The following is an 11,288-nucleotide window of genomic DNA, read 5'->3' as shown; positions in this document are numbered from 1 at the left end:
ATATCCTGGATTGTGATTAAGACATTGAAGTATATCATGGTATCTCTCATTAGATGATGGATACAGATTTTCCCTGATGAAAATGGATTATCATGGAATGGATATTATGAATAGATAAAGTAGAAAGACTAAGGGAATATAAATGAACTGAAAATTTCAATGGATAGAAACAATGAATTTCATACAGATATCTATGAAAAATACCAGCATTATGCTGGTATTGATACTCTTTTGTTTACTTTTTTTCATTTCATGAAATGGTATTTTCTTAGACAGGAAGAGAAGAAGGTAATATTGATCCATTGAATGAAATCAGGAATAAATTGTTCTAAATGTAAACAAAGACCATAATACAACATTGAGAAGAATCTAAATGTTCTTTTGAAGTATTCTGAGTATCATGAATCCATAAGAAGATCAATATATTCTGTAAATATTATTGAAAGAATGAACAATGAAATAAGAAGAATGATCAGGATAATTGATTCAATACAAAATAAGAGAATGATATGAAGATTATATATCTTAAGGTGGAAAATAAGTGTTGTACGGTTTATAAGATCTTTAAGGCGGATATTATATATGTATACATTGATAGTATCAGGGACATTTTACAGGATTTGAATCGTTTATGTTTAAACAGCATTTGTAAAGCTATGTAAAACTTGAAGTTATCCTAATAATATTTGTTTTCTTTATTAAGAGTTTACAGAGAACTACTATATTATATTGAAACAAGATACAGCAAATTTGTTGACTGAAAAAATTATAAAAAACTCTAATAAGCACTATAATTGAAACAATAAACAGCATTCTCTTAACAACATAATGTTTGAGAATTTAAGGTAATTAAGTAGATAAATCTCAAAAAAGGTTAAAGAGATTAAATTTAATATTTCTGATATTATGATATCTGGAAATAATACTAATGATTTCAAAGATAAGATCAGATCTATTGACCATTAGAGATGGAAAGCCTTAAGGATAAATAAATCAAAATTATGTTATAAACAAAGGAAGGTTAAAGAATGAAAAGAAATTAAAGTTTATAAGAAGAAAAAGGTGAAAGTATAATGATTATAAAAATAAGATTTAAAGAGAGTATATTGAAATTATACCTAGAAAGGCATTCTGATTTTTCGGCATTTTACCAAGTTTTTTTAGAAAAATCTTATCCAAATTTGATGATGAAAATCAAGCAAGGCGATACCATCATAGATGCGGGAGCAAATATAGGTATGTTTACAGTTATTGCTTCAGTTATGGCTGGTAATAGTGGTAGTATTATATCTATAGAACCCGATCCAGAGAACTTAAGAATCCTTAAAAAGAACATTGAATTGAATAATTTAAAAAACATTGAAATCATAAATAAAGCTTTATATAAAAAGTCTGGAAAAAAAATTTTATTTATTAAAAATGGGGTCATGTCTAAAATTGCAACTAATGAAGAAAAAGCGGATGCAGATAAAATTGAAGTGGAAACTACAACCTTTAATGATATTATAACCGAAATAGGAATAGAACCAACTATTTTGAAAATGGATATAGAAGGCGGTGAAAAGTATGCGTTATTAAGTGCCGAGAAAATGATGGAAACTATAAATTATTTAGAAGGTGAGATTCATAGTAAGGAAGATTTTGATGTGCTTAGGAGATTCTCTAACTTGTTCTCTTTTAAAATTGAACCTATAGAATCGATGCATAACGTGCTTTCTTTTGGAATCAAACATCCGTTAAAAATACTAAAATTAGAATCTTATAATAAATTTAGAGCAACTAAAAGAATTATCTTATCATCTAGAGCAGATTTTAAACCCTCAGAATATCCAAAAATTGTCTATGGTGAAAAACCTTCATGAAAAGAACAAGAATATAAATACGATTATGTCAACAAAGGAATTGCAAACATAAAACACATAATTTCTAACACGATAAGGTAAATTGGTAGTAAACAAACAACCTTTATAAAACTCAGATTATAAGGTTCTATAAGCATTCATAATTTGAGTTTTGGATCTCAAGCAATTGCAAGACTTGATTTTATTGTTAAAGCCTAAGGATGTCAAGGATAAGGAAATATGGCAAAAAGATGGCAACGTTCTTTGTATAATGCCAAGAGAAATGTAAATAGTTGTAAACCCTTAAATCCGAATGTCAGGATTGTAATAAGTCATTAGAATTATGTGAGGAATAGAAAAAGATTATAATTATTAATATTTACTTATCAATACATTGAAAAATCAGCACTTTATTTCTCATCTATATCATCTTTTAAATAATGGGGCTGATCGGATTCGAACCAATGACCACTTGGTTATGAGCCAAGCGCTCTACCTAGCTAAGCTACAGCCCCTTCAACTCCCAATATTAAAATTAATTTTAAACTTTTCTCATAGTGTAATACTCTGTGTTTCTATGAAGTAAATATTTTTCAAAAAATTTTATTATGCTTACTAAATCTCTAAGCATTGGTCAATCTTAAAAATCTGGTTGAAAATTTTAAAAAGATTCTAAAACAGAACATTGGTAGAACATTGTTCATAGCTATTCTGGTGATAATTTACAGTGTTTTTTCCGAATATCTGATTGAAAATCCAATAAAATCTTCTGGAATCCACTCACTCTTTGAATCCCTTTGGTGGACAATGCAAACCGTCACAACAGTAGGTTACGGTGACGTTACAATAGTGGGATTTTATGGAAAACTGAATGGCATCATTGTAATGATAATCGGTATAGGAACATTCAGTTTTCTTTTAGTATCAATTGCGGCTGAAATAGTTGACGCAAAAATTCTTAAAAGGCTTGGAAGAATACGTACTAAAATGGAAAAACACTCAATCATATGCAACTATACTGACAGATATTCAGATTTGATCAACAAATTAATTGAAATGAAATATCCCATTCTTATACTGGGAAACGAAGAATCCAAGGAGTTAAAGGATAGAGGGGAATTCATCAAAGGAAATCCTTTAAACAGGGAAGATCTTGTAATGGCTGGAATTAAAGATGCAGTATCCATTATAATTTTTCCTAATGAAAAATACGGATCGAGTGATCCTCTTGCTGTTGATGCTGAATCCATATTAATAATTATGACAGCAAAAAAAATCAAACCTGAAATCAAGGTGACAATTGAGTTACTCAATGAAAGCAGCAGAATACATGCAGTTGAGGCTGGTGCGGATAATGTTATTGTAAGGGGAAACATGAGCTCTTCGGCTATTTTAACATCCATAACCAGGCCAGAGGCTGGACATTTCCTGAATAGTGTTATGATTTCTTCTGGAGAATACATTATTGATGAAAAAATTTACAGGGACATGATAGGATATGAACTGCCAGATGTTATTCAAAAATTGATTGATGAGGGTAAAATACCACTGTCTCTTTACAAGGATGGAAGATATGAGAATCCATTTACAAAGAATTTAAAGTATAATGGAGAAATCCTAATATTCCTAAGTAAAGCTAAGCAACGATGACAAATTAAATATGCTTTACTACATTTCAGAATTTGAGCAGAGGTTGTCGAGACTGGTCAAAGGCGCCAGATTGAGGGTCTGGTTCCGCAGGGATACGAGGGTTCAAATCCCTCCCTCTGCATTTTTTTGAAACTGTGGATAAAAAATTCTGAATGGTGAAATACACTTTTTGCTTTACTTTTTACCTTATCAGTGATATAAATTTCTGTGCTTCTTCAACAATCCTGACAGCATTATAACCATCCTTGCCTGTTGCAATAAGTGAGTTTTTATTTTCCACATAATTGACAAAGCCCTCCACCTCACTTTTGTATAATGAATTTATTTTGTCTTCTTTTAAAATTTGCCCGTTCTTGAAAAACTTAAACTCACCCCCGGTGGAATAAAAATTAACAATTCTGTAATTATTGTTCTTCGTAAACACCACAAGATCGTTGGAGGGATTATATGTAGCCCTTGAGGAGAATGAACTGGCAAACCCTCCTTCAAAATGTAGATTTATCATCATACTTTCATCTATTATTTTCTCCTCAGGAATTCTGTATGCGGTTACCTTTCTTGGAAATTTCTTGTAAATGTTCATAATTGAATCAATCACATGAACACCCGTACCCATGACAGATCCACCACCTACCTTATCCTCTTCACTCCACCATTTTCTTGATTCTTCGGGGCTGGAGTGTGTGTTACCATGTCCCCAGTAACCATTTACAATTATTGGTATTTCCCCTTCCTGATTTAGGTTATGTTTTAACAATTCAATTGCAGGGTGAAAACGAAGATGGAACCCTATTGCAACCTTCACTCCATTTTTTTTAGAAAATTCATTTATTTCAGAGGCTTCAATTGATTTTAATGTCATGGGTTTTTCCATAAGTATGTGTTTTTTAAAATTTATAGCCCTCATGGCCTGAGAATAGTGCAAGAAATTTGGAGATCCTATGTAAACAGCATCAATATTGGACTGGAGCATCCTGTCATAACTGTCATAATACTCGCATGAAAATTTTTCTGCAACTTCTCTACCTTTTTCTTTATTTCCCGTGGTTACGGCAGATATTTTGTTACCACTCTCAACTATTGCTGGCATTACCCTGTTCAAAGAATGATTTCCTAAACCAACTATACCAAAATTCACATTAATGAAAATGATGAGGTGTAAATATACTTATTCAATTAAAAAGTTATTTTATTCATTTTCCTTTGACATTTTTCTCTTATTTTCTATTTTTAACCTTCTTATCTCCAGATTATATGCTTCTGCAATTTCTGATATTGTGAGAGTTCCAAGTACTTTTCCAGGAAAGTTTTTATCAATCACCACCAGTTTACCACTTGGCTCCTTTATCAAAATGTTTAGTGCGTCGTGCAAAGACTGATTTTTTTCAATGGATGGAACATTCAATGACATAACCTGTTCAACAGTCTGATCATAATCTAAGTTTTCAGGTATATTCTCAATGGAAAGAAAACCTTCTAGTTTACCTTCATCCTCTACAACAGCACCTTTTGTCCTGCTCTCCCTTAGCTTGTTAATTGCAAATCTCACCTTTTCATACTTGCTTACCCTGATGTAGTCTTTTTTCATAGCTGTGTAAACCGGTATATTATCAAGTATTGGTTTTTTGTATTTGTCCTCATGTGCAGGCGATTCTGATCTATCTAACACCTGTGATCTATATATTGTATTTTGCCCAGTTATAAAATAACTGACAGTTGTGGCAAGCATTATGGGTATAAAGAGTGCATAGCTTCCAGTCATCTCCGTTCCCATAATAATAATGGAGAGAGGTGCCTTTGAAGCACCTCCAAATAATGCTATCATTGAAACGATGACTATTTCGTCAAAACTTAGAAATCCAAAAACCATCTTAATGGGAACTGCCAGTGCTGCGCCAATGAAAGCCCCTGAAACCATACCTGGAGCAAAGACACCTCCTGATCCTTCAGATCCTATTGTAAATGAAGTTGCTATGACCTTAAGGAAAAATAGCACAATGAAAATCAAAAAAAGCATTGAATAGTTAGATGCAAATAGTGAAAGATTGCCGTCTATTATTTGCTGAACCCATCCATAACCCAGCCCAAGTACTTCAGGAAAAAATATTGCGATTACACCAACAATAATACCTCCAATGGCAGGCCTTACATAAGGACTTATATATTTGTTATTATGGAAAAAATTTGAGACGCCATAAAAAGCCTTGATATAAAAAAGGCCAGCAATTCCACAAACAATTCCTATGAACAGATAAACAAGCAGTGAAATTGGATGAAAGAAACCTATAACTTGGTTTGATGGAAGTTCAAACAGTGTTCTGTAACCGGTATAGTATCCAAAAATTGAGTAACCCACAATGGATGCCACAACCGATGGAATGAGGGCTTCAACCTCAAAATCCCTTTTGTATAAAATTTCAGTGCTTAAAATTGCACCTCCCAGTGGAGCCAGAAATATGCTTCCTATACCTGCACCAATTCCCGCAGCAACTGCAATTCTTCTATCTTTCTCATCCAGTTTGAGCACATCAGCAACAAATGATCCAAAGCCTGCTGCAATCTGAGCAGTTGGACCCTCCCTTCCGGCACTTCCTCCGGATCCAATTGTTACCGCTGATGCAATTGTTTTGACAATGGGGATTCTTCTTCTTATATATCCTCCCTTATTATGAAACGCATCGATTGCAGCATCAGTTCCATGGCCCTTTGCTTCAGGTGCTGTCTTTGTGAGGAATATCCCAACGAAAAGACCACCCAAACCAAGAATAATAGGGAAAAACAATCTGTGAACATCAGATGATATTTTATATGTAGAAAGTCCAGCTGTGAGCCCTGAGGATGGTGGATTGAAGCCAGAAATACCGTATAGCATATATTTCGTCACAACGTTAATCATAATGTAAAAAATAATGGAGCCGAAACCAGCAATCACACCTATTAATGTGCCTATAAAAAGCCATTTACCACTTGAATTTTTTAGGATCCTCTTTAATGTTCTTTCCAAGTCTCTCCTATATATTTATCATGGATATAATTATTATACTTTGTGTTAACGATAATATTTTTATCATTACCATGATAACCATTAATGGTAGTATCACCTATCGATACAAGATACGGTAGACCCGAGATACGAAATATTTTTGAAAAACAGAACAGATTCAACATTATGCTCAATATTGAGTACCAGACTGGACTTGTACAGATGGAACTTGGAATAATACCGAAAACGGACCTGTCACCACTTGAAAATATTATAAAAAAGGGTGTGGATATACAAAGAGTTGATCAACTGGAAAGAATAACAAAGCATGACATAATGTCATTCTTAAGAGCACTGGAAGAACAGTCTGGTCATGAATTCAATTACCTTCATTTTGGTCTAACTTCAAATGATTTGAATGATAGTGCCACAGCCATTCAATTGAAACAATTTCTCTCATTGTACAAAAAGTCCGTTTTTTCATTGCAAGAGACTTTGATGGAAATTGTGAGAAAGTACAGGGATACTCCAATGCTTGGAAGAACACATGGCCAGCATGCCTCACCAATCACCTTTGGATTAAAAATGGCAGTTTATCTTTCAGAGATAAACAGACATATTGAAAGAATAAGAGAGAGCGAGAAACGGATAATTGTTGGTAAGCTTTCAGGACCTGTTGGAACAGGGGCAGCAATAGGAAAAAAATACTTTGATTTCATATCAATGATGAAAAATAGGCTTCATATAGATTTTGAAGGTGCATCAGGTCAGATAGTAACAAGGGACAGATACGTTGAATTTCTTTTCATATGTTCAAACATTGCAACAACTCTGGAAAAAATTGGTACAGAGATAAGGAATCTTCAAAGACCTGAGATTAATGAAGTTATGGAGGATTTTGATGAGAAGGATCAGGTGGGTTCAAGTTCCATGCCCAGCAAGAGAAACCCTGTTGAAAGTGAAAACGTCTGCAGTCTTTCAAGATTCATAAGGGCAATGATCATGCCTGAAATGGAGACAGCAGTAACGTGGCACGAAAGGGATCTTACAAACAGCGCACTGGAAAGATTCACCATTCCTTACACTTCCATACTTATAGATTATGTTACAGTTAAAATGGAAAAAATTTTAAGGAACCTAAGGGTATTTTCAGACAGAATGATGAAAAATCTTTTAAATTCCCCCCTTTGTATTTCAGAAAGACTCACAGTTGAACTGACAAGAAGAGGTGTAAACAGAACAGACGCACATGAAATGATAAGGGAAATTTCGATGAATTTTTATTCCGGACACAAGAGCCTGCTTGAAATCATTATGGAAACAAAAGCAGGATCAATCATAGGTTCAGCAGATCTTAAGGAAATAATAAATCCAGTATCTTTCACGGGAAACTCCAGACAGATATGCGATATGATCATTGAGGAAACAAAAAATTTGCGGAGTGATATTAGTGATTGGGGAAACTGATCCTAATGTGGTGGTTGAAAAAATAAAAGAAGTCCTTTCAGGCAAGGAACTTTCAATTTCATCAATCAAATCTGAACTTGACAAAATTGGAGTTAAAGTTCACAGGCTGACACTTTCAGGTTTTCTTGATGCAATGGTTGCACTTGGTGAACTAAATGTGAAACATATAAAACCTTCAAAAATCTACAGTATAAGTGAAAAAAAGATATCAAATTTCTATGATATTGTGGGTAAGGTTTCAAGAGACAATGGAAAAGTCAACAGTGGTGATTTTGCACTTGATTTTCTTTACAGATTTCTTTCAAGGCCTGTTTTCATGAGAGAGATAGAACTCTGTGATGTGGAATATCCCAGACGATATGAGAGGAAGATATCTGATAAAAAGGAAAGATGGATTGAAATGCTTAACAGTCAGGGTATAACAATAGAGTCAAGGAACCCTCTCATAATTCCTAACAACTACTCAATGTCCAGTTCAGAATACGAGCAGACATTAAAAAAGATAATTGCTGAATATGGAAAAATAAAGGATTTTACGGAAAACAGTGAGGATCAGAAAACATTTGATAATTTATGAACCCTTTTGTTTCTTATTATTTTTTATAAGTCCAATTATTGTGTTTTTCTGACCAATTATCTTCCTGTCGAATATTCCTATTTTTGTTCCATCGTAAAGTGTTATTTCATAGAATTTTCTATTAATATTGGTGTTGTTTTCAATTTTATCTATCTGTGAATACAGTATCTTTTTTTTCCTTTCATTGGTTAATATGTAAAAATAATCGCTGGAAAATTCAATGTATGCCTGATTTTTAATGTAATTTCTGGTAAATATGAACATGAATATTACTATTATGGGATAAGGCACAAAATAAAGAAAGTTTGACAGGAAAACTCCATAATACAACACTATGGGAACTATCATGAATAGAATCAATAGAAAATTTACAATGATAGGGAAAATAAACCCTTTTAATCCAACTCTTATGTTTTTCACTATAAACACGTATGAAAAACATTTACTTATATTTTGGAGTGGCCTGTTAAATGAAACCTTATATATATTTATATTCAATACACCAGGTAATGAAAACTCTTCCCGGAAGATCTGCATACTCTGGAGAGCTCCCAGTAGGATGCAAGATGTGTGCAAAGGGTGCCAAGATGGTACTGTTTGTATCAGGTATATGCGATGCAAAATGTTTTTACTGCCCATTATCGGAGCCTAAAAAAATGAAGGATGTAATGTATGCAGATGAGATGCCACTTGCCAACATGAAGGATGCTATTTTTGAGGCAAGGATGATACAGGCAACAGGTACTGGGATTACTGGCGGAGATCCATTAAAATTTTATGAAAGAACCTCAGAATACATAAGAATATTAAAGGAAGAGTTTGGGCAGGCACATCATATCCACCTTTATACAATAAGTGGTTCTAAGGAGGCCATAGACTCAGTTGGTAAGGCGGGATTGGATGAGATTAGGTTCCATCCACCAGAGGAAATATGGAATCACATGCACAGATCAGTATTCAAGAATAGGATAAAGTGGGCCAGGGATAACGGAATGTCAGTTGGAATAGAGGTACCCTCACTCCCTGGAAGGGAGGAGGATATGAGAGCGTTAATACAATTCAGCAAGGATATGGAACTTGACTTTATCAATCTGAATGAACTTGAATTTTCTGAAACAAACTTTGAGAATCTTTTGGGAAGGAATTACAAAATAAAAAATGATGTTGAGTCTGGTGCAAAGGGTAGCCAGGAACTTGCAATTAAAATGGTAAAAGAAAATCCCGATTTCACAGTTCATTATTGTTCAGCCTCCTTTAAGGATGGAGTTCAGCTAAAAAACAGACTGAAAAGAAGGGCACAGTCCATTGCAAGACCCATTGATGCTCTGACCAAGGATGGCACAATAATTAAAGGTGTTGTTGAAGGTGGAGATCTTTTGGAAATTGTGGAGGAACTCAAATTACTGGGACTTAAACCTGGTGAATACCATATAAACAAAATAAGGAAAAGGGTTGAAATATCTCCATGGAGGGCTGAGGACCTCAAAGGAAAAATTCAATACGATATATATCAGGTTGAGGAGTATCCCACTTGGGATGCCATAGAGGTTGAAAGGGTTAAAATCTGAAGATATTATTTTTCAAATATTCTAAAACAATTATTCCCTTCAAAATAATCCTTGAATGACCTAAAACTTATACTTTTTCTTAAATAAGAAAGTACAAGTGTTTCATATTCCCCCCCTTCGCCTGAAGGATTCATTCCATACAGGGAGGATATTTTCATCAATTTTTCAATTCCTTTCATGTCTATTTCCATACCAAGGAAGGATCCATCCAGACCTTCTGATGAGACAGAAACTATAATTGGATGTATTCTGCTTTCAACAATCATTTTCAATTCTTTTTCCTGATTCAATAACCACAGGGGAGTGAAATGTATAATTTTGTTATCTGTGCATAATTTTTCAAGTCTGGTCTTCTGAAAATTGGATGCAATGGCCCCGCTGACAAGAACTTTTACATCATTCGTCCTTATTATTTCTGATAAATCATGGTTAAAATTTTTTTCTTCCAGAAAAATTGTATTGAGTCCAAGGAGTTTTGAAACGTCCTCAGCCATTCTTATATTAGGAAAGTGAAACATTTCAGAATATTTTTCAGGTATTACGGTGATTGCATTAATGAGTTCAATACCCTGTTCCATCGCTATTACGGCAGAGAGGAATGAATCCTTTCCACCTGACATCAGACATATTCCTTTCACCATATGTTATTAAAATGATAGATAAATAGGGATTCAAAAATAGGATTTGATTATATATTAAATAATAATAACCATATGGTGATAATATGACTATTAAAGAAGGAGAAAAAGCACCAGATTTTGAACTGCCAGATCACACAAACAAGGTGAGAAAACTCTCAGAATACAAAGGAAAGCCGGTTGTTCTAGCATTTTTCCCAGGAGCATTCACTGGAGTATGCACAAAGGAAATGTGCAATTTCAGGGATTCCATGTCTGCATTCAATAATGTGGGAGCAAAAGTTGTAGGAATAAGCGTTGACACACCATTTTCACTTGCTGAATTCGCAAAGGTTAACAAACTGAACTTCGATCTGTTGAGTGACCATAATAAGGAAACAATAAAAAAATATGGAATAGTACACAACAAATTTATAAATCTTCCAAATCTGGACGTGGCAAAAAGATCAGTCTTTGTTCTTGACAAAGATGGTGTTATTAAATATTCATGGGTATCGGAAAACCCAGGTGTTGAACCAGATTACGAAACAATTAAGAAAAAAGTTTCAGAATTAAAAAATTAAA

General features: G+C 33.8%; 11 protein-coding genes and 2 tRNA genes. 8 read left to right on the top strand and 5 right to left on the bottom strand.

The genetic code is table 11. From position 1 onward, the window contains the following. The first annotated feature begins 357 nt into the window (after nucleotides 1–357). Both ACNF4Z_RS04310 and ACNF4Z_RS04305 read left to right on the top strand, forming a co-directional pair. Nucleotides 358–513, top strand: coding sequence for a transposase (locus ACNF4Z_RS04310; protein WP_458328020.1), 156 nt, complete (start codon nucleotides 358–360; stop codon nucleotides 511–513). A 560-nt stretch (nucleotides 514–1,073) separates the two neighbouring features. After that, nucleotides 1,074–1,862 carry an FkbM family methyltransferase gene (locus ACNF4Z_RS04305; RefSeq protein ID WP_458328012.1) on the top strand — a complete coding sequence of 263 codons (789 nt, stop codon included), beginning with the start codon at nucleotides 1,074–1,076 and terminating at the stop codon, nucleotides 1,860–1,862. Nucleotides 1,863–2,282: 420 nt separating this feature from the next. Here the strand turns inward: ACNF4Z_RS04305 and ACNF4Z_RS04300 are convergent. Beyond that, nucleotides 2,283–2,356 (bottom strand) — tRNA-Ile (locus ACNF4Z_RS04300). Nucleotides 2,357–2,471: 115 nt separating this feature from the next. Here ACNF4Z_RS04300 and ACNF4Z_RS04295 point away from each other — a divergent pair. After that, nucleotides 2,472–3,491 carry a TrkA-related ion transporter gene (locus ACNF4Z_RS04295; RefSeq protein WP_458328011.1) on the top strand — a complete coding sequence of 340 codons (1,020 nt, stop codon included), beginning with the start codon at nucleotides 2,472–2,474 and terminating at the stop codon, nucleotides 3,489–3,491. Between the two features lie 36 nt (nucleotides 3,492–3,527). After that, nucleotides 3,528–3,612, top strand: a tRNA-Leu gene (locus ACNF4Z_RS04290). A 60-nt stretch (nucleotides 3,613–3,672) separates the two neighbouring features. Here ACNF4Z_RS04290 and ACNF4Z_RS04285 read toward each other — a convergent pair. Then, nucleotides 3,673–4,629 (bottom strand): Gfo/Idh/MocA family protein, encoded by a 957-nt coding sequence (locus tag ACNF4Z_RS04285; protein ID WP_458328010.1) that lies wholly within the window; start codon nucleotides 4,627–4,629, stop codon nucleotides 3,673–3,675. A 51-nt stretch (nucleotides 4,630–4,680) separates the two neighbouring features. Next, nucleotides 4,681–6,495 carry a chloride channel protein gene (locus ACNF4Z_RS04280; RefSeq protein WP_458328009.1) on the bottom strand — a complete coding sequence of 605 codons (1,815 nt, stop codon included), beginning with the start codon at nucleotides 6,493–6,495 and terminating at the stop codon, nucleotides 4,681–4,683. An 84-nt stretch (nucleotides 6,496–6,579) separates the two neighbouring features. On the opposite strand from ACNF4Z_RS04280, the gene purB reads away from it, so the two are divergent. Then, entirely contained in the window at nucleotides 6,580–7,941 is a 1,362-nt protein-coding gene (gene purB / locus ACNF4Z_RS04275) for an adenylosuccinate lyase (RefSeq protein WP_458328008.1), read from the top strand. Next, nucleotides 7,925–8,518 carry a hypothetical protein gene (locus ACNF4Z_RS04270; RefSeq protein WP_458328007.1) on the top strand — a complete coding sequence of 198 codons (594 nt, stop codon included), beginning with the start codon at nucleotides 7,925–7,927 and terminating at the stop codon, nucleotides 8,516–8,518. Before purB ends, ACNF4Z_RS04270 begins: the two co-directional genes overlap by 17 nt. Here the strand turns inward: ACNF4Z_RS04270 and ACNF4Z_RS04265 are convergent. Further along, nucleotides 8,513–8,938, bottom strand: a complete 426-nt coding sequence (locus tag ACNF4Z_RS04265) for a hypothetical protein (RefSeq protein ID WP_458328006.1) — start codon at nucleotides 8,936–8,938, stop codon at nucleotides 8,513–8,515. The genes ACNF4Z_RS04270 and ACNF4Z_RS04265 overlap by 6 nt on opposite strands. 89 nt (nucleotides 8,939–9,027) lie before the next feature. On the opposite strand from ACNF4Z_RS04265, the gene ACNF4Z_RS04260 reads away from it, so the two are divergent. Then, entirely contained in the window at nucleotides 9,028–10,086 is a 1,059-nt protein-coding gene (locus ACNF4Z_RS04260; protein ID WP_458328005.1) for a radical SAM protein, read from the top strand. A gap of 5 nt (nucleotides 10,087–10,091) precedes the next feature. On the opposite strand, the gene ACNF4Z_RS04255 is transcribed toward ACNF4Z_RS04260, so the two are convergent. Further along, nucleotides 10,092–10,727 carry a diphthine--ammonia ligase gene (locus tag ACNF4Z_RS04255; RefSeq protein WP_458328004.1) on the bottom strand — a complete coding sequence of 212 codons (636 nt, stop codon included), beginning with the start codon at nucleotides 10,725–10,727 and terminating at the stop codon, nucleotides 10,092–10,094. A gap of 83 nt (nucleotides 10,728–10,810) precedes the next feature. On the opposite strand from ACNF4Z_RS04255, the gene ACNF4Z_RS04250 reads away from it, so the two are divergent. Next, a complete protein-coding gene (locus tag ACNF4Z_RS04250; RefSeq protein ID WP_458328003.1) occupies nucleotides 10,811–11,287 on the top strand; it encodes a peroxiredoxin in 477 nt (158 codons plus the stop codon). The last annotated feature ends 1 nt before the right edge of the window (nucleotide 11,288 follow it).

Origin of the sequence: Caldiplasma sukawensis, from assembly GCF_052315375.1 — an archaeon.
In the GTDB taxonomy this organism is placed as follows: domain Archaea; phylum Thermoplasmatota; class Thermoplasmata; order Thermoplasmatales; family Thermoplasmataceae; genus Cuniculiplasma.
The sequence above is the reverse complement of the archived record's forward strand: the minus strand, read 5'-3'. Positions and strand labels throughout refer to the sequence as shown.